Raw genomic sequence first — 24,994 nt, 5'->3', positions numbered from 1 at the left:
CGTTTGACTTCGGAAGTTATGCCAGACGCCAAAAAAGAGTTGCGAGCCGAAGCGTTTCGCCGGCGGAAAGCGGCCTTTGAGCGTCACGGAGCGGAGGCGAGCCGGAAAATTGCGGCCCAGGGCCTCGATTTTTTGGGTATCAAGCCCGATGCGGTCGTCTCGGGCTTTGCGGCTATCCGCGACGAGATCAATCCAGCGCCGCTGATGGCTTGGCTGCAGGCCGAAGGGTTCAAGCTGGCGCTTCCGGTCATGCAGGGGCGCGGGAAGCCGCTTCTGATGCGATCGTGGTCGCCGGGCGATGCCATGGCGCCGGCGCAGTGGGGTATCGCGGAGCCGCTCGACGACAAGCCCGCGGTCGACCCGGATGTCCTTCTGGTGCCGCTCCTGGCCTTCGACGCGAGGGGTTACAGGCTCGGCTACGGCGGCGGTTTTTACGACCGGACGCTGCGGCGATTAAGGCAGCTGAAGCGCGTCGTCGCCGTGGGCGTCGCCTATGATGAACAAAGGGTCGACGCGGTCCCGGCCGAAAGCTATGACGAGAAACTCGATTGGGTGCTGACACCCTCGGGCCCGCAACGTTGTTTCGATCCTTGATCCGGAAGTCTTGATGCGTCTCTTGTTTCTCGGCGATATCGTCGGTCGCCCGGGCCGAACGGTGGTTTGTGATGCATTGCCGGGATTGATCAAACGCCATGGGCTGGATTTCGTCGTGATCAACGGCGAGAACTCGGCTGGCGGCTTCGGAATTACCGAGGCGATCCTCAACGATCTGATAGACGCGGGCGCCGATTGCGTGACGCTCGGCAATCATGCGTTCGATCAGAAAGAGGCGCTGGTTTTCATCGAACGTCACGAGCGGCTGATCCGGCCACTGAATTATCCGAAGGGAACGCCTGGAAGAGGCGCGACTTTGCTCAAGGCGAAGAGCGGGGCGGATGTGCTCGTCGTCAATGCGATGGGCCGCATTTTCATGAGCGAACTCGACTGCCCGTTTCGCGCGGTCGATGCGGAGATTTCGGCGTGCGCATTGAAACACGGTGCTGATGCCATCCTGATCGACTTTCACGCCGAAGCGACGAGCGAAAAGCAGACGATGGGAATGTTCCTCGACGGGCGCGTTAGCGTCGTCGTCGGGACGCACACGCACACGCCGACGGCGGACGCCCGAATTCTTTCCAACGGCACGGCCTATATGTCGGACGCGGGCATGTGCGGCGATTACAACTCCGTGCTTGGCATGGATACGGAAGAGCCGATCAACCGGTTCTTGACGCGGATTCCGCGCGGCCGTTTCGAGCCGGCGGCTGGTCCTGGAACGATTTCCGGACTTGCGGTCGACATCGACGATGCAACGGGGTTGGCGGTGAACACGGCGCCTTTGCGCCTTGGGCCGCATCTCGAGCCTGCCATTCCCGCGTTCTGGCAGCAGAATTGAGGCGGCACGCGCTGCCGGTTTTCCAAGCTTTTTGAGGCCGTGGCGGTGGGTCTTTCGGCCAATGGCCGTCGCTCTCTTGACCGGCGCGCGGCCGTTGCGCAAAAGACGGACTTCAGTTCAGCGCAATTCTTAAAGTCGAGCGAGCACGAGCATGGCCGGCCATTCGCAATTCAAGAACATCATGCACCGCAAGGGCAAGCAGGACGCGATGCGTTCGAAGCTCTTTGCGAAGCTTGCGCGCGAGATCACGGTTGCTGCGAAGTCGGGTACGCCCGACCCCACTATGAATCCGAGATTGCGCCTCGCGATCCAGGAAGCGCGCGCCGAGAATATGCCGAAGGACAACATCGAGCGCGCCATCAAGAAGGCGCAGGGCGGCGATCTCGCGAACTATGAAGAGGTCCGCTACGAGGGCTATGCGCCCGGCGGCGTCGCCGTGATCGTTGAAGCTCTCACGGATAATCGCAACCGGACGGGCGGCGTTGTCCGAAGCGTGTTTACGAAATTCAACGGCAACCTCGGTGCGACCGGCGCCGTCGGACATATGTTTAATCATATCGGCGAGATCACCTACAAAGCTGCCGCTGGTTCCGCAGAGACCATTCTCGAAGCCGCGATCGACGCCGGTGCGGATGACGTGCAATCGGATGCCGCTGCACATGTGATCTCATGCGCGTTCGAGTCCTTGGGCACGGTCGCGGGGGAACTCGAAAAGAAGCTTGGCGAGCCGGAAAGCGTCAAAGCGATCTGGAAGCCGAACCTCACGACGTCCGTCGATGAGGACAACGCCCAGTCGATCATGAAACTGCTGGCAGCTCTCGAGGATGACGACGACGTGCAGAACGTCTTCGCCAATTTCGAGATTTCGGACGAGGTCATGAAGAAGCTGACGGCGGCCTGAGGCAGGCGCTGCCGATCGCTGCCCTATTCTCCCGAATAGAATATCCCGAACACGGCGTAGACGAGGCCGGCGATGATCATCAGCAGGCCGACAATCCCGGCGAGCTGAGCCATGGCATTGCGAAAGTTGGCGGCCGCGCGCTTCTTCGCGGGCTTCGCCGAGCCGGCGGGATTTTTCAAAAGTTTGTTAACGGCGGCTTCGGTTGTTGCTGCTGCAATTTCGGCGGACGCGCTGTTACGCCGGGACCATCGAAAGAGCCAGAAACCGGCAAAAATCAGTAATACGCCCGCCACAATCCAGAGGGGATGTGCAAATCCGGGGTCCATGACTTCCTCGCCGGTTGGGTTGGTTATGAAGATGCTGGTCAATCGGCAACACTAAAGCCCAAATCTCGGGTTCTGACGAGGGCCGTTCACGGTGAGAGGGGCTATCGCCCGCCTTGCCAAAAAAGTTATGATTGCTGCGCATGTTGCGTACGAGGGGGAGTAAATGGCGGCGGACGGACCATCGGGTGCAAGGGGCCGGGTTCGCGTCGGATTGGTCGTCGTCCATGGCGTCGGTGAGACCGAGCCCGGTTATTGCGTCAACGCCGTTCTCGATACGCTGGCCTCGACGAGGCCGGGCTACAGTGTTTCCCCAGCCAACGAATATAACCGGATAGCAGAGCCCGAGGCCGGGTCGCCGCCGCCGGTTTTTCCGGTTATTCGCCGCGGCGCCGCGCACACCAGCGGCATCGAGATCGAGGCGGTGGAACTGCACTGGGCCGATCTGACCACGGTTCAAGAAGGCCGTGTCAACACGCTGCTGCAACTCTTCCGGGTCATCTTCGAATCCCATCACCTCGTGGACGCGATGCTCGACCGCACACGGGATGTGATCTCGTGGCTGCTCCGAAAAATATTATGGGTTGCCGGGTGGCTCATTCGCGGGCCGAGCGCTGCACTGACGATCGTGACATCCGTTATCTGCGGCCTTTTCCTTTTCGAGCCTGCAACGCTGACGACCGACGTCGTGGACGTGAGATCGCAGGTGCTGATCGTCACTGCGATCATGTTCATCGGATCGCTCTACGTCTTCTACCGGATTTCGCGACAGCAGGATTACTCGTGGTACGACACCGTATTCTGGCTCGGGATTGCGGCGCTCGCGGTGTTCGGGCTGACATTTTACGATGTGCTGTTGCCGCTGCTTAAAAACGTTCCTGATCTCGAGATTGGTCCGGAGCGCGGAGCTGGCGCGCATGTGGTGGATTGTGCCGTCGCCGGATCCTCGGCGGCTGCCTGCTACATCAACGGTCTTTACAAGGTCATCATCTGGGGCTGGCGCATTTGGGGCGGGATCATGCTGTTCGCCACGGCGCTGCTCGGCATTGCTTATCTGCGCGCGTTGAAGACGGGCGATCGCTCGCGCCTGGCGACGGTTTCGACGAGCATCGCTATTTTGATCATGCAATTCCTGCTCTGGACGACGGTCGTCGTCAGCGCGATCTATCCGATCCTCAATCGCGCCGAGACGATAACGACCCTCAAGGAAGCAAAGCCGTTCATAGAGCGCGCGATCGAGGCGCATCAGATCGACAGGAACAGCGCCGTCGCCAAGCTCGTGCAGGTTCCCAATATCGAACTCGACTGGATCGGCCGGTTCAAATTCATCTTCGCGGCGGCCGCTCTAACGGTGATGCTCTTCATCATCGGCGGCGGCATTTTGATCGAACTCAGACATTTGCGGGCGCGACGAGGCCTGTCCGATCTCGAGCACACGGCGCGGAACATGCCGAGGCTGCTCTTCAATCCGTTTCTTGTCGGGCTGCTGATCATCGCTTTCATTGTCGTCTTCGCGCTGGTGTTCGTGCAACCCTACCTCGACAGCAACCATGTCTTCGTGACGCTCAGAAGCTATATCCTTCCGCTCGCGGCCGTCGTCGCGCTGGTGCTGCCGTTCTTCTTCGGTCGGCGCATTGCGAACGTCGTGAACGTCGCGCGCGATCTGATCGACCATCATTATCAGCCGCGGCAGGAGACGGCGGCGTACTTCATCCCGTCAGCCTTCCGCGCGCGGTTCCGGCATTTGCGGCGTGAGCGTATTCAGGGGCGGCTCAATCTCGTTCTCGAACACTTCGTTCAGAACCAAGGCTACGATGGCGTGATTTTTCTGGCGCACAGCCAGGGCTCGGTCATCGTGTATGACTTCCTGCGCGATAACGGCCCGCATTACACGAGGCTGGGCGACGCTTCGCCGGCGCTGCTGACGTTCGGCTCACCGCTCGGTACGCTCTATCAAAAGTATTTCCATGAATACTCGGCCTCGAAGGGGGCACCGCTCGGCATCGCCGCCAGCCTCAAATGCTGGATCAATCTCTATCGCGTCGACGATTACATCGGCGGCCGCATCAACCCGCCGCGCGGGCTGCGCATCGACAACCACGTCATGGGGATCGGCGGGCATACGGGCTACTGGACGGAGCCCGCCGTCGCCGAGGCGCTGGATGCGATTCTGACGGGCAAGGTTGCCGACGCGACGAAACCGCCGCCGCTGCCGCCGCCACCGATGACGCCTTCGGCGCCCTATGCGGTTCGTGCTATGCGGAGAGCATGAATGGACGAACGATTCGCATTATCGGCATCGATCCCGGGTTGCGGCGCACGGGATGGGGCATCGTCGAAAGCGACGGCGTCCGGCTCGGTTACGTCGCGTCAGGCGTCATCACGCCACCGAAAGACGACGATCTCGCCTACCGGCTTTCCGCACTGTTCGACGCCGTGACGAGCGTCATCCAGAGTTTCAGTCCGTCCGAGGCTGCCGTCGAAGAGACGTTCGTCAACGAGAACCCGCGTTCGACGCTGAAGCTCGGACAGGCGCGCGGCGCGGTACTACTCGCGCCCGCCCGGCTCGGTCTCAGGGTTGCGGAATACACGCCGAATTTGATCAAGAAGTCGGTGACGGGGGCGGGACACGCCGAAAAGCAGCAGATCCAGGCGATGATCGGTTTTCTGTTGCCGAAGGCGACCTTCGGATGTGCCGACGAAGCCGATGCGCTCGCGATCGCCATAACGCACGCTCATCATCGCGTCAGCCGGCAGCGGCTGGCAGCCGTTGCAACCAAGGTTCCGCAGTCATGATCGGCAAGCTCAAGGGCAAGGTCGACGCTGTCGGCGAAAGTTTTCTCGTGATCGACGTCAACGGCGTCGGCTACGAAGTGCAGGCGTCATCGCGAACGCTGCGCAATTTGAAGCCCGGCGATAATGTGTCTCTGACGATCGATACGCACGTCCGCGAGGACGCGATCCGGCTGTTCGGATTTCAGAGTGAACTCGAGCGGAGCTGGTTCCGCACCTTGCAGTCCATTCAAGGCGTCGGAGCCAAAGTCGCGTTGAGCGTTCTCGGCGTATTGGCGCCGCAGGACATTGCCAGCGCGGTGGCTCTCGGCAATTGGGCGGCGGTCGAAGAGGCCCCCGGTGTCGGCAAGAAGCTGGCGCAGCGCATTGTCGCCGAGCTGAAGGACAAGGCCCCGGCGCTATCGCTCGGCGGTCATGCGATTCCGGCGGCGGGTGCTACATCGTCGTCCGCGATCGAAGGACCTTTGGGCATGGCGTTTGCGGAAGCTCTCTCGGCGTTGACCAATCTCGGCTATAACCCGGCCCAGGCCAGTGCCGCCGTAGCCATCGCTGCAAAGGATCTAGGCCAGGCGGCGGATACGGCCGGCCTCATCAAGCGAAGTCTTAAGGAACTGGCTCGATAACAGCCCTGAGACCGGCAAAATCGATCGGAAACGTTGCCTCACCATGCGTAAGATTACTTTGAGCAACACCCAACGCACGATTTGGATGGTGCTCATTACCTCTCTCGCGGTCGCCTTTTTTGCGGGCCTTATCGCTCTCGGGCTGATGTTTCTCAGTCCATTGACCGATCCGTTGTTGCCGCCGCGTGGGGCCGAGGGTCTTGGCGAAGCTGCTATCGATGCGTTCGTCTGGAGCGCCTTTCCGGCAACGATCGGGGCGCTGGGCTTAACGCCGTTCGTTTTACAACGTGGCACCTACAGCTGGCTCGAAGCGGCGGTCGCGGGTGTCCTCGCGTTCATGGCGGCGGTCATCATATTTCCATTCGACGCGCCGGGCGGGGTGCCGTTTCTCGCATTCGCCGCGGGGCTTCTGATGATCGGCATGCGGGCGTTGCTGATCGTGGCCGGGATTCTCAAATCCTGATCACGGGAAGCCCAGAGATTTGCCGCTCGACTTGACGGCGCAGCCGAATAGCATCACGAACAAACCATGACCGACAGGCTTGTCAGCAGCGCGCGAAACGACGTCGACGCCTTCGAGGCGACGATACGTCCGCAATCGCTCGATGAATTCGTCGGGCAGGAACAGGCGCGGGCGAACCTCAGGGTTTTCATCAAGGCAGCGCGCGGGCGGGGCGATGCTCTCGACCATGTGCTCTTCGCGGGCCCTCCTGGTCTCGGGAAAACGACGCTCGCGCAGATCCTATCGAAGGAACTGGGCGTCGGATTTCGCGCGACGTCGGGGCCGGTGATCTCGAAAGCCGGCGATCTCGCGGCGCTTTTGACGAATCTCGAAGAGCGCGACGTGCTCTTCATCGACGAAATCCACCGGCTCAATCCGGCGGTCGAAGAAATCCTTTATCCGGCGATGGAGGATTTCCAGCTCGATTTGATGATCGGTGAGGGACCGGCGGCGCGGTCGGTCAGAATCGATCTTCCGAAATTTACGCTGGTCGGCGCGACGACACGCGCCGGGCTCCTGACCAATCCGCTGCGCGATCGTTTCGGCATTCCTGTGCGGCTCAACTTCTATTCGATCGGTGAGCTGGAACTCGTCGTCGGCCGCGGCGCGCGCGTGCTCGGCGCGCAGATGTCGCCGGATGGTGCGCGAGAGATCGCCAAACGCTCGCGGGGAACGCCGCGGATCGCCGGGCGCCTCTTGCGCCGCGTACGTGATTTCGCGAGCGTCGAAGGCGCAGTCATTATCAATGCCGAAGTCGCCGACCGGGCGCTGACGATGCTTGAAGTCGACCACGAGGGGCTGGATGCGCTCGATCACCGATATCTCGGCTGCATTCTCAAGAATTACGAAGGCGGGCCGGTCGGCATCGAAACGCTGGCGGCGGCGCTTTCCGAGCCACGCGATGCGCTCGAGGAAATCGTCGAGCCCTTTTTGCTGCAACAGGGGTTCATCGGCCGCACGCCGCGTGGCCGGGTGTTAACACTGAAGGCATACCGGCATCTCGGCGTCAGCGGTCCAGCACGTGCGGCTTCCCCCGAACTGCCGATTTTCGAAGACGATGCAGACGGGACTTAACGCCGCTGTTCCTGCTTTAGAGTGGCGGAATTCACGGTTTCGACAGCATTCTCTGGCCAAGGTGCGTTGGTTTTGATTTCACAGCACAATCCGATTTAACGAGACCGAGGGTAACGGGTTTTGATCAGCCGTCGCGATCTGCTCAAGATGACGGGCATTGCCGGTGCCGGCACGACGGCGCTGAGCGGTTATGCGCTCGCCGAGGTCTTCCGTGAAAAAGTCACGGTCTACAACCTGACACCGCCAAACTGGACGCCGGGTCTCAAGCTGAAGCTTGCCGTGCTCGCGGACCTGCATGTTTGCGAGCCGTGGATGTCGGTCGAGCGGCTTCAAGGCATCGTCGAGCAGACGAATAGTCTTGGCGCGGATGCAATTCTGCTGCTCGGCGACTACGTCGTGGGGCACCGGCTCGGCAAGTATTCGCAGAAGGTGAGCAACGGCGCGTGGGCGACGGCGCTCGCGAAGCTCTCGGCGTCATTGGGCGTGCATGCGGTTCTCGGCAACCACGACTGGTGGGAGTCGCGAGAGGTGCAGGACAGACGCGCGGGCCCGACACCGGCGGGCCTCGCGCTGCAAGCCGTCGGTATTTCCGTTTATGAAAATAACGCCGTCCGCCTCGAGAAGGACGGCAAGCCCTTCTGGCTCGCCGGTCTCGGCGACCAATGGGCGTTCAAGCGCCGCGACGACGATTACGACGAGTCCGTAGCCGGCGGAAAAGTCGCCTTTGACGGCGTCGACGATCTGCCGGGGACGCTGCGACAGATAACGGACGATGCACCGCTCCTTCTGATGGCGCACGAGCCCGATATTTTCCCGGTCGTGCCGGAGCGCGTTTCGCTGACGATCTCGGGCCATACGCACGGCGGGCAGGTCCGCATATTGGGATACGCGCCGATTGTACCGTCGCGGTTCGGCTCGCGGTACGCTTATGGCCACATCGTCGAAAACGGCCGCCACTTGGTCGTTTCCGGCGGTCTTGGCTGCTCATCATTGCCGATCCGGTTCGGCTCTCCGCCCGAGATCGTGATGATCGAGCTCGGCGGTGCCGAGGAGGGCCAGGTTTGACCGGAGCGCGTTGGCCAGACCTTGCCGGGCGCATCGTTCAGGACGCAGAAGGCCAGCGTCACATCCTTCCCGTACGGGTCTACTTCGAAGACACCGATGCTGGCGGCGTGGTCTATCATGCGTCCTATGTGCGGTTTGCGGAGCGCGGACGCACAGATTTTCTCCGGCTGCTCGGCACCGACGCCCGGCGGATGATCGACGGCACCGACAGCCGCGAACCGGCCGCTTTCGTCGTCCGTCGCATGTCCTTCGATTTCGCACGTCCGGCACGCATGGACGATCTCCTGGAGGTCGAAACGCGCGTCAAGGAACTCGGGGCGGCCAGCGTAACGCTCGACCAGAGGATCAGCCGCGACGGTGTGCCTCTCGTCTCGGCCGAGGTCGTCGTGGTGCTCGTGTCGATTTCGGGAAAACCTCTCCGTTTGAGCGACACGGTTCGAAAGGCATTCGAGGCGCACGCCGAAGGGCGAAAGAATTCTTCCGCCTAGTTCCCCGGGATTTCGTGGACGTTCCGGACGCCGCGTCCAGACGCCAATTGACATTCGCGAGCACGCTCTGCATGGCTCATGGTGAGATCAATGGCCGCATTTTTCGTGGATAAACACGAAGATGCGTCATTGCCATCGGCTACACAAAGCCCTCGTTTGGTCATATTGGGCGTCAAAAGCTCTCGATGCGAATGAGCGCGGTGGGCGATGGCGCTTGCTGCCGGGGTGGACGTCATTACGCCGTCATACGCAAACTTCATCGGGCCCGCGCCGGGCGCGTCCCAATGCTGCCGAAATTCCAAGGCCCGTGCGGTTCCGTACGGGTATCGCAATTCTTCGACATGGATGGTGAAATGAATCCCGCGGATGTCGCCCAAAGCGCCGTTGCCCCGGTCGGAGCGAGCGGCTTCTCGTTCATCGAGCTCTTTATGCAGGCGAGCCTCGTCGTCAAAATCGTGATGACAGGGCTCGGCGTCGCGTCCGTTTGGTCGTGGGCGATCATCTTCGAAAAGCTCCTGGCGTTCCGGCGCGCGCGCGTCGAGAGCGATCGCTTCGAGCAGTTGTTCTGGTCGGGCCAGTCGCTCGATGAGCTTTACGCCAACCTCTCGCGCGGGCGGACGATCACGATGGCGGCGCTTTTCGTGGCGGCGATGCGTGAGTGGAAACGATCGGTCGAAGGCAACATCCGCGCGCTCGGCGGCATTCAGCTGCGCGTCGAGAAGGTGATGGACGTCACGATCAGCCGCGAGATGGAACGTCTCGACCGGCGTCTCCTGTTTCTTGCGACGGTCGGATCGACAGCACCGTTCGTTGGACTCTTCGGTACGGTCTGGGGCATCATGACGAGCTTCCAGTCGATTGCCGTTTCGAAGAACACTTCGCTAGCGGTGGTCGCGCCCGGTATCGCGGAAGCCTTGTTCGCGACGGCGCTTGGCCTCATGGCCGCCATTCCGGCGGTTATTTTCTACAATAAGTTCTCGGCTGATTCGGCCGCGATCTCTCAACGTCTCTATGCTTTTTCCGATGAATTCGCAGCGATCGTATCTCGCCAGATCGACGTGAGGGCTTAAATCCAATGGGGATGAGCGTCAAAGCGGGCGGAGGCGGCGGGCGCCGGCGGCGCGGCCGGCACATGCCGATGAGCGAGATCAACGTCACGCCGATGGTCGACGTGATGCTCGTGCTCCTGATCATCTTCATGGTCGCGGCGCCGCTGTTGCAGACGGGTATCGACGTCAATCTGCCGGAATCCAAGGGCCAGCAAATCGAGCCGCCGAAGAAGGATCCGGTGGCGGTAACGGTCAAGGCCAATGGCGACGTCTACATCGGCGACTCGCAGGTTCCGCTCGACGACCTGGCGACGAAACTCAAGGCAATCGCGGGCAACGGCTACGACGAGACAATCTTCGTGCGCGGCGACAAGGGCGTGAATTACGGCACGGTGATGGAGGTCATGAGCCGCATCAACCAGGGCGGGTTCAAGAAGCTGTCGTTCGTTCTCAATGGGGAGAAGGGAGGCACTTAGCGCCCGCAATCGCCAGAGGACGATACGTATGACGAACAAGAATGCGCGTCGGCCAAGGGAGACGCTAAGGGCGATGCCGACGCATCGCACGAGCGGTTCGACGCCGCCCATGCGCATTCTTGTTCGCCCGACGGGTCGCCGCGCCCGGACGACCGGTTCGTCGCGACGCTTGTCCGTAGCGAAGGCTGCGGCCTGCGCTCCGCTCCTGCCGAATCGTCGCAAGGATCGGCGATCAGACGTGGCGTCCTTTAGCGATTGTGGGTGCTGACTGTGCCCTTAGGACTGGTTCTGTCCCTCCTCTTCCACGCCTTGCTCCTCGGGTGGGCGCTTTTTTCCATGCGCACTGCGCAGCCGCTGCTATCGCCAGATACGCCGGCGATCTCAGCGGACATCATCACGCCATCCGAGTTTCTGCGCCTGAAGCAGGGGAGCGAGGACTCGAAGAATCTCGAGACGAAGGCGAACGACCAGCCGAAGCCCGACGACAGCAAGAACGATACGCCGAAGCCCTCCAACGCGCCCCCGCCACCACCGCCGCCGGCGGAGCAGGTCGCCAAAGCCGAGCCACCGCCGGAGCCTGAGCCGCCTCAGGCCGCCGAGCCTCCACCTCCGCCGCCACCGGCGAAGACTGAGCCTGATCCGATTTCCAAGAAGATCGACGAGCCGCCGCCCCCGCCGGAGCCTCAGCCCGGTCCGACGCCGGACGAGAAAAAGCTTCTTGAGCAGAAGCTTGAGCAGGAACGCCAGGCGGAAGAAGCCAAGAAGAAGGCCGACGAGGAGGCCAAGAAAAAAGCCGAGGCGGAAGCGAAGAAGAAGGCCGAAGACGAAGCAAAAAAGAAAGCGGAAGAAGAGGCGAAAAAGAAGAAGGCCGCTGAACTCAAGAAGAAGAAACAGGAAGAGGCCAAGAAGAAAGCCGAAGCCGCGAAGAAGCAGTTCGATCCGAGCAAGATCGCGTCTCTTCTCGAAAAGTCGCCGGACGACGCAACGCCGAAGGCTCTTCTCGACAAGGACAAGAAGAAGAAGGGGCAGCAGGCATCGGGCTCAAGCTCGACTTCGACCCACTTCGGCAAGGAAGCGGGGACGCAGACCGGCTCGGATACCGTTCTTTCGGCGCGCGAGCAGGATCTCTTGAAGGGGATGCTGAAGTCGCAGCTCAACGGCTGCTGGCGGCCGCCCGGTACGGGTGGCGGCAGCGAGGTTCCGGTTGTCGAGCTTCATTGGGAGCTCAACGCCGACGGCACACTCGTCGGCGAGCCACGTGTCACGTCCGCGCCATCGACGACGGCTGGACAGGTTTATGCCGAAGCCGCACTCAGAGCCGTCAGGATGTGCGCGCCGTTTCGATTGCCTCCGGACAAGTACGAAGGCGGGTGGAAGTACATCGACTGGACTTTCGATCCGCGTGAAATGTTGTAAACGCCCAAAAGTTGCTTCATTCGACCGCGAAGCGAAGCAACGACTTGGGAATTCCGAATCGCACCGTGACGCATGAGAGACCATCCATGATCTTGAAAGTCCGCCTCAAAAGGCTCTTTTCAGTTGCGACGCTCGTCGCTGCTTGCGTCTGGCTCGTTCCGGGTTTTGCACCGGGTGCGATGGCGCAGCTCAAAGGCACGCAGACGGAAGGCACGATCGCGCCGATCCCGATCGCCGTTCCAAGCTTTCTTGGCGACGATCAGCAACTCGCGAGCAATATCGCGGCGGTGGTCGAGGCCGATCTCGAAAGGTCCGGACTTTTTCGGCCGCTCGATCATCAGTCGTTCCTGGAGCAGGTGCGCGACGTCAACGCCGCGCCGCGCTTCGGCGACTGGCGCTCCATTCAAGCCGACGCGCTGGTCGTCGGGCGTGTCGTCAACGCGGGCGACGGCAAGGTCGGCGCTGAATTCCGCGTCTGGGATGTCGCGGGCGGGAAGCAACTCGCTGGCCAGCGCTTTTCGACGGCGTCGCGGAACTGGCGGCGTATCGGCCATCTCATCGCCGACAGCGTCTATGAACGGCTGACGGGCGAGAAGGGCTATTTTGATACGCGCGTCGTTTACGTTGACGAAACTGGCCCCAAAGAGAAGCGCGTGAAGCGTCTCGCGATCATGGATCAGGACGGCGCGAACGTCCGTCTGCTGACGCAGGGCCAGGAGCTTGTGCTCACACCCCGGTTCTCTCCGACGAACCAGGAAATTACGTACATGTCCTATACCGACGGCGGCCAGCCTAAGGTTTTCATCATGAACCTGGAGACAGGCCGTCGTGAACTCGTTGGCGATTTTCCCAACATGACGTTCGCGCCGCGATTCTCTCCCGACGGGCAGCGGGTGGTCATGAGCCTCGGGCGCCCCGATGGCGGCTCCGATATTTACGAGATGGATCTCCGCTCCCGGCAGCCGCGGCAGATCACGCGGTCGAACGGTATCGATACCAGTCCAAGCTATTCGCCGGACGGCGGTCAGATCGTCTTCGAGAGCGATCGGGCTGGCAGACAGCAGCTCTGGGTCATGAATTCGGACGGATCAAACCAGCATCCGATCTCGATGGGCGACGGCAGCTACTCGACGCCTGTCTGGTCACCTCGGGGTGACTATATCGCGTTCACCAAACAGACCAGCGGGGCGTTCATCATCGGCGTCATGAAGCCGGACGGCTCGGGGGAACGCACGCTGACGGAAGGATTTCACAACGAGGGGCCGACCTGGGCACCAAACGGCCGGGTTTTGATGTTCTTCCGCGAGTCGCAGGGCACAAACGGGGGGCCTCGAATCTTCTCGGTCGATATCACGGGTTACAACGAACGAAAGGTCGACACTCCGGCCTTCGCTTCGGACCCGGCTTGGTCACCGCTTCTGAATTAACACCCTATTTACGAACGGCTTCGTTCAATTATTAACGACGCCTTTGTCGAGGCGAACAAAGATGAGTGATATCAAGGTGTTGCTCGTCTTAACCGTAGTCACAAAAGTGTTGACTTTTGCCCACTAAGTCCCGTTGCATTTTCGCATCTATTGCCTTGGAAAACTTGGGAATTGCCCCCTCAGTTCTTGATCGGGACGCGCCCTCCCGGTACCCCAGAGTACGGCTTTTGCCGGAATCGTATCAGGAGATATGACCATGCAGGGTGTGAAGGGGCTGATCCTTTTGTCAGCAGTAGTCGCGGCTGTTGCTCTCGGCGCATGCCGTCGCGAAGCTGAGCATACGCCTTTGAAGCTCGGCGGCCCGACCGCTAGCGACCAGGTCGCTCGCTAATCGCGGGTACTCTGGACTCAAAGGACTACCTATGAAGAGCGCATTCGTTCTCGTCGCAGCCTTTGTAACTGGTGCTCAGCATCAGTCTATGGAGATCGGCGGGTTCGATGCTCAGCAGCAGGACGCGCTCTAAGCGCTGCCTGTTACTCAGTACTGCGTTTTTCATCCTAATCTTCAAGACCGAGTTGTTGGCGATTAGCTCGCCACCATCTCGGTCTTGAGCTTTTTAGGGGTGCCGTCGCGGGGATGATTTTCCCGACTCGCGTGACGCGCGCTTCGCCGATTTCAGGCAGCTCGAAAAGTCGATTCTTCCGGCCGTTTTTGGTGCGGAAAAGATCGAGAAAAGTGCTCAAAACCAAATTAGTCGCACGCGCGCTTCGCAACGCGATGCTACAAGCTCCTGAGAGAACGGATCGCGGGAGATCCAGGTAATCCGAGCCCTCCTCAGGGAGAGACTTGGTGGGTCATCGGCGGACTCGGCCATATTTTCGGCTGAACGATTCTCTATGCGGGAATGAAACAGCTATCTCTCTCAGACAAAGCGCATGCAACTCGCGCGAGAGATGAGATCGATACGAAGGGGATTTGCGAAATGATGGCCACGTTTGCGCGGAGCTTGGGTCTGCGCCTTGCCGCCGTTTCGATACTTGCCGCGACGCTCGGCGCGTGCGCCAACAAAGACATGCAGCCCGACTCCCTAAGCGGCAAATACGGAAACGCGACGCCGGGCTCGCAGCGTGACTTCACGCAGAACGTCGGCGACCTCGTCTATTTCTCGACCGACTCGGTCGATCTCACGCCCGAAGCCGCGCAGACGCTGACGAAGCAGTCGCAGTGGCTGCAGCAGTACCCGAACTACACCATCACCATCGAAGGCCATGCCGACGAACGCGGCACGCGCGAGTACAACATCGCGCTTGGCGCGCGGCGTGCGACGACGGTGCGCAACTTCCTGTCCTCGCATGGCGTGAACGGTGCGCGCATCCGCACGATCTCCTACGGCAAGGAGCGTCCGGTTGCCGTCTGCAACGACATTTCCTGCTGGTCGCAGAACCGTCGCGCGCAGACGGTGCTCAACAGCGGTGGTGTGGTTAGCCAGCGTTAATCCTCGCGCCGGCTAGGTCGCTTCCAGGTCTTCTTCGTGTGGCGTTTGTGTGTTGGCTCATAAGAGCCACACTCCCACAGGGCTTTTGCGCACCCAAGATTCAGCAAAGTTTGGCCTAATTGGACTCGCATAACGGCTCCTTGATCTTCCAGGTTGCGGCGCCGTTCGATGTTGAAATTGCGGACTTCCAAGGTTGCGGTTGGCGTTTTCTGCTGTGTGATCGCCTTTACGGCGATATTGGCGCAGCGCGTCTTCGCCCAAGATGAGGCGGCGGATCGTGAAACGGCTGCGGAGCTGCTCGAAGACGGTCTAGATGCGCTTTCGGATCACGCCGACGAGTCCGGCCGGCGGCTGCTTGACCGGGTGGTCAGCGACTATCCGGGAACGATCGAGGCCTCGCGGGCAAAGCGCGCGTTGGCGGCGCTTGATCGCGGCGAGAGGACTCCAGACGAGCGGGCGCTGATCAAGGCCGGACTTGCCGAGCGTACTGTCGAATACCGGCGGGCTTTTCTGGTCGATGTCGGAGACCGCGTGTTCTTCGCGGAGAACAGCGCAATTCTCGGCGGACGGGCGCGCAGTATCGTCGAAGGTCAGGCGCGCTGGCTCAATGCCCGGCCCGATCTGACGGTCGTGGTTATCGGGCGTTCCGACGATGACGGGGGGCGGGCCACATCGGGTGAGCTTTCCCTGCAGCGCGCTCAGGCCGTTCGTGACAGGCTGGTCGCGGCAGGAATTGCGGAAAGTCGCATCGAGGTCAAAGCCGCCGGGAATACGGACCGCATCGCGGTGTGCGGCGGGCCCTTGTGCCAAGCTCAGAACCGGAATGCCGAAGTTTACATAAAGGACTGGCGTTACGATGGAACTTGGCCGCCGCGGCCGGGGACTACGGGGTTGCCTGCCAAAGCTTCGGTGGGTCCGGTGAGCGGCGCCCGATCCGATCAGGCCGAGGCGATTTCGCAATAATTGCGCTCTCTGGGTTGATGGGTCCCTGCGACCCGGCGTAGGTGGAGGCGCAGGCGATGCTGGGATACAGTTTCTTCCAGCGGTAGTTGACTGGCGCTTCAGCGATTTAACATTCGATCGAACATTAGGGGTAGAGCCGGGAATGGCCAAGCTTGCGGGGATACTTCGGAGTGGCTTGCGATTGCAGATCGTTGCGCTGGCGTTCGCCCTATCGGCCGTTCCGGTCGTGGCGCAGACCAGCGACGCGCGGCCATCGAAGAGCAGCGGGGCGGCTGCTGCAGCTTCTTCCGGTGATGCCGGGCTCAAGGCGAGGGTTCAGGCGCTCGAGGAGCAGCTCGTCGATATGCAGGTCGTCGTCGGCACTTTAGAGTCGCTTGCCAAAAGCGGCGGTTCGGCAGCGGCACCATTTCCTTCGTCGGGAGGTGCGGTTTCGGCCGATCCGGCGCGGATCGAGGGGCTGGAGACGCAGGTTCGCGCGCTTTCGGCGCAAGTGCAGCAGCTTTCGGATCAAGTTCGCAGCTTGGGCGGCGTGCCGAGGCGATCGGACAATCAGGGCGCTCCTGACGCTGGCACCGCTGATCACGCGGACGCGGCGGTCAGCGGGTTCGGATCGACGACCGTTTCATCGGGCACCGATGCCATCGGTGGCCTGCTCGACAGCCATGGACAGCCCAGCAATGGACAGCCGGAGCCGGCTGGCGGCGTCGGCGGATCGCCCGCGCCGGTCGCCACGGCGGCTTTGCCTGAGGCGAGCGAGCCGAACGCAAACCCAAAGCAGCTTTATGAAACCGCCTATGGGTATCTGCTGCAGCGCGATTACGGCTCGGCGGAAACGGCATTCACCGATTTCCTGAAGAAGTTTCCCAACGACTCGCTCTCGGGAAATGCGCAATACTGGTTGGGCGAGACTTATTTCGTCCGCGGTCAATACAAGGCGGCGGCGAGCTCTTTCCTGAAGGGCTATTCGACCTATTCGCAAAGCGGAAAGGCGCCTGACAGTCTTTTGAAGCTCGCGATGTCGCTCGACAGGCTCGGGCAGAAGGATGCGGCGTGTTCGTCCTTCTCCGAACTCGCGTCGAAGTTTCCGACGGCGGCGCAGAACGTGAAAGCACGCGCACAGAGTGAACGGCAGCGGATCGGCTGCCAATAGAAGGAGCGGCGGGCTCAGGTTCTCCGCTGAACTGAAGAAGCCGTGAGTCGCTTATCGCCATTACCGATTACTGATCTCGAAGCGGATGCCGCCTTCGGCCGGCTCGCGCGGTTCGATCACGTCGTCCTTGCCGTGTCCGGCGGTCCGGACAGCATGGCGCTCATGGTTCTCGCTGCCGAATGGCGGGCGCGTGCAAAGCTTGCGACGCCGTCGCTATCCGTCGCCACCGTCGATCACGGTCTGCGCCCGGAATCGCGTTCTGAGGCCGAACTCGCCGGTCAGGCTGCGGAGCGGCTGGGCTTACCGCACGCCATCTTGACGTGGGATGGCGCGAAGCCGCGAAGTGGTGTGGCCGCCGCGGCGCGGGGGGCTCGCTACCGGCTTCTCGAAGAGCATGCGCGTGGGATCGGCGGCGGCAAAGTCGCGATTGCGACCGCGCATCATCTCGACGACCAGGCTGAGACGTTCGTCATGCGCCTCGCGCGCGGCGCAGGCATCGACGGTCTTTCCGGCATGCGCAGTGAGCGGCCGATCTCCAGCCAATCCCAGATTGCTCTGGTGCGGCCGCTCCTCGGCTTTGAGAAGGCGCGTTTGATCGCTGCCGTCGTCCAGCGCGGCATTCTCTATATCGAAGATCCGTCGAACACGGACGATCGCTATGAGCGGGCGCGCGTGCGTTCGGCATTGGTTGAGCTTGCAACAGCCGGTTTGCCGCCCCAGGCGCTGGCGACGTCGGCGCGCCGCCTCGGGGACGCGCGCGAGGCGCTCGCCTATGCGGAGGAGCAGTTCATCGCGTCGCTCAATATCTCGTTCGGCAACGAGGTTTTTGCGACGCTCGATCGCCGGGCCTTCGATGCCGGTCCAGCCTTCCTGCGGCAGAAGGTGATGGCGCGTCTCATCGCCCGCTTCGGCGGAGACAGTCCCGAGCCGCAACTTTCCGAAATCGAAGCACTCTCGGCCCGGCTTCGGGAGGAAGAACGGTGTTCGGCAACGCTCGGCGGCGCGATGATTTCGATCGGGCCGCGCTTCATCCGGTGCTGGCGGGAGGCCGGCCGGCTCGATCACACGGAGATTGAGCTGCCGCCCCAGGCCGTAAGGATCTGGGATAATAGGTTTGCGCTGAGCTGGTCCGCCGAAAACTGGGGAGGGGGGGCGCCGCTCAACGGCCGGGAGGCCATTACCGTCAAACCGTTAGGCACCGCAGCATACGGGGCGGTTGCGCATCGCCTCCGCGACGAATTGCGACCGCCCGCGCGTGCCGCGGCGGCGCTACCGTCATTTTGGGCCGGGGATGAACTCGTTGCAGCACCCTCTCTCGCGCCTTTTGCCCTTCCGGAGGCCGAGCCGTTCGATCCCGACGGGTTCGAATTGACGCCCTTGGCGTCCGTTACATCTTAAGGATTACGACGTATGGTGGCCCCGAGAACCAAGGTAAACGCACGAACTTGTGCGGAGATTGGCCGCCACCTATGTTAAGGTCTCACTTTGGGGGCAGCAGTGCCACCGAGCACGCGCCATTTTGGTGCCGACGGCGCCATCAAGGAAAAAAATGAACCCGAATTATCAGAAACTTGCGATCTGGGCGGCGTTGTTCGTCCTCTTGCTGGCGCTCTACAATCTCGTCAGCAATCCGAGCACAACCCGCCGGACAAACGAAATTCAATATTCTGAATTTCTAGACGCCGTGGATAAGGGTAACGTCTCGGAAGCCGTGATCGCGGGCAACCGTATCACGGGTACGAAGCGGGACGCGGGCTCAAACGATGCGGCGTTCTCGACTTATGCCCCAGAAGACCCGAACCTCGTGACCCGCCTGCGCGAGAAGGGTGTGAAGTTCAAAGCGCGGCCTGCCGAGGATGAAGTGCAGTCGATCACAAGCATTCTTCTGAGCTGGTTTCCGATGCTGCTGCTCATCGGCGTGTGGATCTTCTTCATGCGTCAGATGCAGTCGGGTTCCGGCCGAGCAATGGGCTTCGGCAAGTCTCGCGCGAAGCTCCTGACGGAGCGGCATGGCCGCGTCACGTTCGAGGACGTCGCCGGTGTCGACGAGGCGAAAGCCGATCTTGAAGAGATCGTCGAGTTCCTTCGCGACCCGCAGAAGTTCCAGCGCCTCGGCGGACGCATTCCGCGCGGCTGCCTGCTCGTGGGTCCTCCCGGCACTGGTAAGACGCTCATTGCGCGCGCCGTTGCGGGCGAAGCCAACGTTCCGTTCTTCACGATCTCCGGCTCCGACTTCGTCGAGATGTTCGTCGGCGTCGGCGCAAGCCGCGTGCGCGATATGTTCGAGCAGGCGAAGAAGAATGCGCCGTGCATCATCTTCATCGACGAAATCGACGCTGTCGGCCGTCATCGCGGTGCCGGTCTCGGTGGCGGCAACGACGAGCGCGAACAGACGCTCAATCAGCTGCTTGTCGAGATGGACGGCTTCGAAGCCAACGAAGGCATCATCATCATCGCGGCGACGAACCGTCCCGACGTGCTCGATCCGGCGCTGCTGCGCCCCGGCCGTTTCGACCGCCAGATCGTCGTTCCCAATCCGGATGTGGTCGGGCGCGAGCGGATCCTGCGCGTTCACATGAAGAAGGTGCCGCTGGCGCCGGACGTCGATCCGAAGGTGATTGCCCGCGGTACGCCTGGGTTCTCGGGCGCGGATCTTGCGAACCTCGTCAACGAGGCGGCGCTGCTTGCCGCCCGTCGCAACAAGCGGCTCGTGACGCAGGCGGAGTTCGAGGATTCCAAGGACAAGGTCATGATGGGCGCCGAGCGCAAGACCATGGCCATGACCGAGGAAGAGAAGCTCGCGACCGCCTATCACGAGGCTGGCCACGCGATCGTCAATCTCGTCGTGCCGGGCAACGATCCCCTGCACAAGGTGACGATCATTCCGCGCGGCCGCGCGCTGGGCGTTACGATGAGTTTGCCGGAGCGGGATCGCCTCAGCTATTCGAAGCAGTGGTGCGAGGGCAAGATCGCGATGGCCTTCGGCGGCCGTGTTGCCGAGCAGATCATCTATGGCCGCGAACACTTGAACACGGGTGCTTCGAGCGACATCAGCCAGGCGACGAACATCGCCAAGAAGATGGTGACGGAGTGGGGTATGAGCGACTTGCTCGGGCCGCTGCTCTACTCGGAGAACCAGCAGGAAGTGTTCCTCGGTCATTCGATCACGCAACAGAAGAACATGAGCGAAGAGACCGCCAAGCTCATCGATGAAGAGACGCGGCGTATCGTGACCACCGGTCAGAAAACCGCCTGGGAAGTGCTGACGAAGCACAAGGGCGAGCTCGAGCTGATGGCGCAGGCGCTGATGGAGTACGAGACCATCACGGGCGACGAGTGTCAGGCGATCATGCGCGGTGACAAGATCTCGCGTCCGACGGACGATGACGGCAGCAAGGGACCAGCCGGTTCGGCCGTTCCGACTGCGGGCCGGCAGCCGCCGCGGCCGCGGGGCGAGCCCAAGGGCGGGATCGATATCGAGCCCGAACCGCAGCCGCAGTAATCGTTGGACGATGGTCCGCAAATTTCCTGGCGGCCGCGATAACATCGCGGCCGCTTTTGTTTCGGAAGCTCGGGAACGGATTCCCCTCCCCTTGAGGGGGAGGGGTTAGGGGTGGGGTGAATGACCAGCGGACTGTTAAAGCACTTGGGCAAATTGGCTGCTGAACTGCAAATGCTGATCTCGAAATTTCTTCTCTCTCCGAACCCCCCACCCCCGATCCCTCCCCGCGAGGGGGAGGGGAGAAGTGTTGCGTCCGGCGGAAATTTTTCTGTGTGCGAGTGTCAATGAAACGATCAGTCTACCTGCAGCCTAGCGCGATCTTCTGGGACCGGAGCGTCAGCCGGGCGGTCGATGAGGCCGACGTTCCCGAATGGAAGGGTCTGCCTCTTGCCGGCGGCCGGATGTCGTTCGCGGCGCTTGATGTGTTGACGCGCGGTTCGCCCGAAACGAAGCGGCGGACCGTTGTCCTGGGAGACGCCTTCAGCGGCGACTGGGGCCGGGAAGCGTTGTCGGCCGCCGACATTCTGCAAGCGCTTTCCGAGCCGCGTGCGCGTGTCGCCGGGTTGTCGCTCGATCGCCCGCGCATCATGGGCATCATAAACGTCACGCCGGATAGTTTCTCGGACGGCGGCCAGTTCGCGAGCACTGAAGACGCGATCGCACACGGATTGCGGCTCGTCGAAGAGGGGGCCGACATTCTCGATATCGGCGGTGAAAGCACGCGGCCGCAATCGGATACGGTCGCGGTCGATGAAGAGCTGCGCCGGGTCATTCCCGTGGTCGAGGGATTGCGAGCCAGGACCGATGCGGTGATCTCGGTCGATACGCGCAAATCAGAGGTGATGCGGCGCGCGGCTGCGGCTGGCGCGGACATTCTGAATGACGTCTCCGCTTTCACGTATGATCCGGAAGCCTTGGAGGTCGCGGCCGAGACCGGGCTGCCGATCGTCATCATGCACGCGCAAGGCGATCCGAAAACGATGAACGACAATCCGAAGTACGACGACGTCGTGCTCGATGTTTTTGATTATCTCGAGGGGCGCATCCAGGCGTGCGTCGCGGCCGGTATCCCGAAGGCGAAGCTCGTCGCCGATCCGGGCATCGGTTTCGGCAAGCATCTTCATCACAACGTCGCGGTGATGGCGGGCCTTTCGCTTTATCACGGGCTTGGCGTGCCTATCCTGCTCGGCGCCAGCCGCAAGAAGATGATCGGTCAGCTCTGCAATGTGGACGCAGCGAAGGACCGTGTGCCGGGGTCGCTCGCCTGCGCGCTTGCGGGTGTCGCGGCTGGCGTGCAGATCGTCCGCGCGCATGACGTCGCGGAAACGAAGCAGGCCGTCGAGGTTTGGCGTGCGTGCTCGGCGGGGACGGAAAAGGGGCTCGGCTGATCTCGATGGGCGATGCGGCTTTGCGAGCGCTATCTGATCTTCGGCGCCGTCGTTTTGAGGGCGGCGTAAAAGCAGAGGATCACCGCGAGGAGTGCGCCTGCCAGTGCCGGGGCGCGCCAGTCGGCACTCGCCAAGCGCGTGACGAGAAGCGCCGCGCAGACGATGATGCCCGCGACCGGCAGGATTGTCGGAATTTCGAATTGTCCCGGAGCTTCGCCCCTCCGGCGCTTCAACACAATGAGCGACCCGTTGACGGCGATGAAGACGACGAGCAGAAGCAGGACCGTGGCGGCGGCGAGATCGGCAATTTCTCCGGCAACGACCAGCAGCAACAATAATCCAAGTATCGCTGCGATCGCGATGTGCGGCGTTCTCCGCGTCTCGTGCACGCGTCCGACGACGGCCGGCAGAAGTCCTTGACCTGACATGCCGTAGATCAGGCGGGAGGCCGTCACGTAATTGACGAGTGCGGTGTTCGCCACCGAGAAGAGCGCGATGAAGCTCATCAGCCCGGCGGGTATGTCCGGAGCGCTGCGCTGCATGACCGCGGTCAATGGGCTCGGTGCTGCGGCGAGTTCCTGCCACGGCAGCACGGATACCGCAGTGATCGAGACGGCCACGTACAGGAACGCTGCGGAAACCGTTGCGATGACGAGGCCCCACGGGATCGTGCGCTGGGGGTTCTTGCATTCCTCGGCGACGTTGATGGCATCTTCGAAGCCGATAAACGCAAAGAACGTGAGCACGGACGCCTGCAGCACGACGAGGGCGATGCCTGTGTCCGCTGCCCGTGGCGGGATTTCGAAGTAGTCGACCGTGCCCCAATAGGAGATGCCCGACACGATGACGAGGAGAATTCCCGAGACCTCCAACAACGTGCAGACGACGTTGACCCACATGCTCTCGCGGATGCCCCGGAAGACGATGCCGCTAAGGATCAACAGAAAGCCCACCGTGATGGCGGTCGGTGTCAACGCCTCGATGTCGGCGATGTCGGCGAGGATCGCCGCGAAGATCTTCGACTGAGTTGCGATCGAGGTCAGTCCGGACGCTACAAGGGCGAGCCCGATGGTGAAGCTCAGGAGCGGCCGCTTGAACGCGCGGTCCGTCACATATGCTGCGCCACCCGCGCGCGGGTAGCGAGATCCGAGCGAGGCATAGGAGAGGGCAGTCAGCAGCGCCGCCAGCATGGCGATTATAAACGACAGCCAGACGGCAGAGCCGGCTTCGCCTGCGGCCTTGCCGATGAGGCCGTAAATTCCCGACCCGACCATGCTGCCGAGCGCATAGAGTGCGAGCTGTGTCGTTCCGATGGAGCGGCGGAGGCCGGGATTTGCGTCAGACGGCGCTTCGGCCACCACGTAGCGTCCCTCCCTTCGCCCGGTTGAAGCTCGTCAGCTGGCCGCGGCTTTACGGTCCGCGAGGCGACGTTCGACGCCGGCGACGATGGCTTTGCGGATGTCGTCGGTTCGCTTCACGTTTGCCGCAACAGGTACGTGCTGGGCTTCCGCGAACGCCCGCAGACTTTCCGCCGATTTGATTTCCTGAAGGCGCGTCATCAGGCCTTCGCGGCCGTGCTTCGCAAGCGTCACCATCGCGGAGAAGCGATAGGGATTGAAATTCTCGGCGCGGTCGTGCCGCTCGTTCGACTCGGCCGGGGCCGCGGCTTCGGCGGCTTTCGGGGCTTCGACCGGCGGCTCTGCTGCAAGCTCTCCCGAAGGCTCGGGGGGCATCTCGCGGACGAGCATGCGGTTGATAGCCTTCGTCAGCGCGGCTGCGAGCCGGTCCGCCGCTTCGCCCTCAAGCGTTGTCTCGCGCCGGATATGGGCGCGGAAGAACATCGCCATCTCATCGCCGGGCCAGAGCTGTTTGCCTTTGCTCATGATCGACGTCTTCTCGCCTGCAACAGTTAAGAAACGGATACTTTGTTTTTCTTCTTCGCCGCCACGGTTTCAACCAGGCGGGCGATCTCCTGATGAAGCTCTTTGACGTCGCCGGCGGCGTCGGAATACTTGACGTCGATCGATCTCAGCTGGCCGATGTAGTCGAAGGCGTTGGCGATGCCGTTGCGTTGCGGCAGAAACGTCTCGAGCACCGGATGCACGAGGCTTATTTCCTCGATCATCATATAGTCCCGGTCGTCGTTGCGCACATAGTTTGCGAGACAGACATACCGCCTGTCCTCCGTGGGCATTGCGGCAAGGTCGTCGAGATTGCGCGTGTCTTCGATCAGCATCGCGACGCGGTCGACGGCGAGCTGGGAAACGTAGTCCGGGCGGAAGGGCACGATGACCTTGTCGGCCGTCTTGAGCGCGGCGAGGGCGGCGAACGAGAGGCCCGGCGCGCAGTCCAGAATGACGACGTCATAGTCGCCTTCGAAGCGGCGGATGAGGCTTTCCATGCGGCCGCGGACGCGGTTCGCGACGACCTCCGGGACGTTGCTCTGGCTTGCCTGCTTCAGGTACAGCTCGCCCTGGATGTCCTCGAGGAGGAGGGAACCGGGGACAAGCGAAATCGGGGCCGGCTTGCCGTTCGCAATGGAAACATCGCCGACGTTCTTGGCGACGTAATCGCGGGCGTTGGCGGGGATGCCGTCGAACAGGTCGTAGAAGTAATCGGCGATGGTTTTGCCGGCTTTGCGGGCTTCGTTCCAGCCTTGACCGCCCATCAGGATGAGCGATGCGTTGCATTGGGAATCGAGGTCGATCAACAGGACGCGTTTGCCCCCGTGGACGGCAAGCCCGTGAGCCAGCATCACTGCGACAGTGGATTTGCCGACGCCACCCTTGCGGTTAGCGACTGCTAGAAAGACTGCCATAATCGATACCCCTCGGATTGCGCCCGCTAAACGACTTTGCCCCTGAAGCGCGCGCTACATCAATAGTGGACCTATGGGCCGATTCCGTAACGCGAGCCAACCTGT

General features: G+C 61.9%; 25 protein-coding genes. 21 read left to right on the top strand and 4 right to left on the bottom strand.

The annotated features are described in order from the left end of the window. Positions 1-18 precede the first annotated feature (18 nt). The 3 genes from AB4Z24_RS04590 to AB4Z24_RS04580 all read left to right on the top strand — a co-directional run bounded on the left by AB4Z24_RS04590 (position 19) and on the right by AB4Z24_RS04580 (position 2,336). Positions 19-594 (top strand): 5-formyltetrahydrofolate cyclo-ligase, encoded by a 576-nt coding sequence (locus tag AB4Z24_RS04590; RefSeq protein WP_441706228.1) that lies wholly within the window; start codon positions 19-21, stop codon positions 592-594. 13 nt (positions 595-607) lie between these two features. Further along, on the top strand, positions 608-1,435 hold the full coding sequence (locus AB4Z24_RS04585) for a TIGR00282 family metallophosphoesterase (protein ID WP_441706227.1): 828 nt from the start codon (positions 608-610) through the stop codon (positions 1,433-1,435). Between the two features lie 151 nt (positions 1,436-1,586). Further along, positions 1,587-2,336, top strand: coding sequence for a YebC/PmpR family DNA-binding transcriptional regulator (locus AB4Z24_RS04580; RefSeq protein WP_441706226.1), 750 nt, complete (start codon positions 1,587-1,589; stop codon positions 2,334-2,336). Between the two features lie 23 nt (positions 2,337-2,359). On the opposite strand, the gene AB4Z24_RS04575 is transcribed toward AB4Z24_RS04580, so the two are convergent. After that, on the bottom strand, positions 2,360-2,662 hold the full coding sequence (locus tag AB4Z24_RS04575) for a hypothetical protein (protein WP_441706225.1): 303 nt from the start codon (positions 2,660-2,662) through the stop codon (positions 2,360-2,362). A gap of 163 nt (positions 2,663-2,825) precedes the next feature. Between AB4Z24_RS04575 and AB4Z24_RS04570 the strand changes: the two genes are divergently transcribed. The 18 genes from AB4Z24_RS04570 (at position 2,826) to folP (ending at position 22,071) form a co-directional block, all read left to right on the top strand. Then, entirely contained in the window at positions 2,826-4,931 is a 2,106-nt protein-coding gene (locus AB4Z24_RS04570) for a hypothetical protein (RefSeq protein WP_441706224.1), read from the top strand. Beyond that, positions 4,928-5,455 carry a crossover junction endodeoxyribonuclease RuvC gene (gene ruvC / locus AB4Z24_RS04565; protein ID WP_441706223.1) on the top strand — a complete coding sequence of 176 codons (528 nt, stop codon included), beginning with the start codon at positions 4,928-4,930 and terminating at the stop codon, positions 5,453-5,455. The genes AB4Z24_RS04570 and ruvC overlap by 4 nt, the downstream gene beginning before the upstream one ends. Further along, a complete protein-coding gene (gene ruvA, locus AB4Z24_RS04560; protein ID WP_441706222.1) occupies positions 5,452-6,075 on the top strand; it encodes a Holliday junction branch migration protein RuvA in 624 nt (207 codons plus the stop codon). The genes ruvC and ruvA overlap by 4 nt, the downstream gene beginning before the upstream one ends. 43 nt (positions 6,076-6,118) lie before the next feature. Continuing rightward, positions 6,119-6,538 (top strand): hypothetical protein, encoded by a 420-nt coding sequence (locus tag AB4Z24_RS04555; RefSeq protein ID WP_441706221.1) that lies wholly within the window; start codon positions 6,119-6,121, stop codon positions 6,536-6,538. A gap of 66 nt (positions 6,539-6,604) precedes the next feature. Then, the gene (gene ruvB / locus AB4Z24_RS04550; protein ID WP_441706220.1) at positions 6,605-7,651 is read left to right on the top strand and encodes a Holliday junction branch migration DNA helicase RuvB; all 1,047 of its coding nucleotides are present in this window, start codon (positions 6,605-6,607) and stop codon (positions 7,649-7,651) included. Positions 7,652-7,771: 120 nt separating this feature from the next. Next, positions 7,772-8,716, top strand: coding sequence for a metallophosphoesterase (locus AB4Z24_RS04545; protein ID WP_441706219.1), 945 nt, complete (start codon positions 7,772-7,774; stop codon positions 8,714-8,716). Further along, complete coding sequence (gene ybgC / locus AB4Z24_RS04540; RefSeq protein WP_441706218.1) at positions 8,713-9,204, top strand: tol-pal system-associated acyl-CoA thioesterase; 492 nt, start codon at positions 8,713-8,715, stop codon at positions 9,202-9,204. The genes AB4Z24_RS04545 and ybgC overlap by 4 nt, the downstream gene beginning before the upstream one ends. A gap of 353 nt (positions 9,205-9,557) precedes the next feature. Next, positions 9,558-10,274, top strand: a complete 717-nt coding sequence (tolQ, locus tag AB4Z24_RS04535) for a protein TolQ (protein WP_441706217.1) — start codon at positions 9,558-9,560, stop codon at positions 10,272-10,274. A gap of 5 nt (positions 10,275-10,279) precedes the next feature. After that, on the top strand, positions 10,280-10,729 hold the full coding sequence (gene tolR / locus AB4Z24_RS04530) for a protein TolR (protein WP_441706216.1): 450 nt from the start codon (positions 10,280-10,282) through the stop codon (positions 10,727-10,729). Between the two features lie 261 nt (positions 10,730-10,990). Further along, a complete protein-coding gene (tolA, locus tag AB4Z24_RS04525) occupies positions 10,991-12,145 on the top strand; it encodes a cell envelope integrity protein TolA (RefSeq protein ID WP_441706215.1) in 1,155 nt (384 codons plus the stop codon). Between the two features lie 86 nt (positions 12,146-12,231). Continuing rightward, positions 12,232-13,572, top strand: a complete 1,341-nt coding sequence (gene tolB / locus AB4Z24_RS04520) for a Tol-Pal system beta propeller repeat protein TolB (protein ID WP_441706214.1) — start codon at positions 12,232-12,234, stop codon at positions 13,570-13,572. Between the two features lie 256 nt (positions 13,573-13,828). Then, entirely contained in the window at positions 13,829-13,963 is a 135-nt protein-coding gene (locus AB4Z24_RS04515; protein WP_290992211.1) for a hypothetical protein, read from the top strand. A gap of 592 nt (positions 13,964-14,555) precedes the next feature. Then, positions 14,556-15,068 (top strand): peptidoglycan-associated lipoprotein Pal, encoded by a 513-nt coding sequence (gene pal, locus AB4Z24_RS04510; protein ID WP_441706213.1) that lies wholly within the window; start codon positions 14,556-14,558, stop codon positions 15,066-15,068. 168 nt (positions 15,069-15,236) lie between these two features. After that, positions 15,237-16,031 (top strand): OmpA family protein, encoded by a 795-nt coding sequence (locus AB4Z24_RS04505; protein WP_441706212.1) that lies wholly within the window; start codon positions 15,237-15,239, stop codon positions 16,029-16,031. Between the two features lie 142 nt (positions 16,032-16,173). Next, positions 16,174-17,181 (top strand): tol-pal system protein YbgF, encoded by a 1,008-nt coding sequence (ybgF, locus tag AB4Z24_RS04500; RefSeq protein WP_441706211.1) that lies wholly within the window; start codon positions 16,174-16,176, stop codon positions 17,179-17,181. A gap of 42 nt (positions 17,182-17,223) precedes the next feature. Beyond that, positions 17,224-18,579 carry a tRNA lysidine(34) synthetase TilS gene (gene tilS, locus AB4Z24_RS04495; protein WP_441706210.1) on the top strand — a complete coding sequence of 452 codons (1,356 nt, stop codon included), beginning with the start codon at positions 17,224-17,226 and terminating at the stop codon, positions 18,577-18,579. A gap of 151 nt (positions 18,580-18,730) precedes the next feature. Continuing rightward, on the top strand, positions 18,731-20,683 hold the full coding sequence (gene ftsH, locus AB4Z24_RS04490) for an ATP-dependent zinc metalloprotease FtsH (RefSeq protein ID WP_441706209.1): 1,953 nt from the start codon (positions 18,731-18,733) through the stop codon (positions 20,681-20,683). A gap of 284 nt (positions 20,684-20,967) precedes the next feature. Next, complete coding sequence (gene folP, locus AB4Z24_RS04485; RefSeq protein ID WP_441706208.1) at positions 20,968-22,071, top strand: dihydropteroate synthase; 1,104 nt, start codon at positions 20,968-20,970, stop codon at positions 22,069-22,071. Between the two features lie 29 nt (positions 22,072-22,100). Here folP and AB4Z24_RS04480 read toward each other — a convergent pair whose 3' ends face one another. Genes AB4Z24_RS04480 through AB4Z24_RS04470 form a run of 3 tightly spaced genes read right to left on the bottom strand, consistent with a single transcriptional unit; the run spans position 22,101 to position 24,889 of the window. Continuing rightward, the gene (locus AB4Z24_RS04480; protein WP_441706207.1) at positions 22,101-23,432 is read right to left on the bottom strand and encodes an APC family permease; all 1,332 of its coding nucleotides are present in this window, start codon (positions 23,430-23,432) and stop codon (positions 22,101-22,103) included. Positions 23,433-23,465: 33 nt separating this feature from the next. After that, positions 23,466-23,954: a hypothetical protein gene (locus AB4Z24_RS04475; RefSeq protein ID WP_441706206.1), complete on the bottom strand. Its 489-nt coding sequence runs from the start codon at positions 23,952-23,954 to the stop codon at positions 23,466-23,468. Positions 23,955-23,980: 26 nt separating this feature from the next. Beyond that, positions 23,981-24,889, bottom strand: a complete 909-nt coding sequence (locus AB4Z24_RS04470; RefSeq protein ID WP_290992238.1) for a ParA family protein — start codon at positions 24,887-24,889, stop codon at positions 23,981-23,983. Positions 24,890-24,994 lie beyond the last annotated feature (105 nt).

This window comes from Hyphomicrobium sp. 2TAF46 (genome assembly GCF_052114865.1).
GTDB lineage: Bacteria > Pseudomonadota > Alphaproteobacteria > Rhizobiales > Hyphomicrobiaceae > Hyphomicrobium_B.
This window is presented reverse-complemented; position numbering and strand designations above follow the sequence as displayed.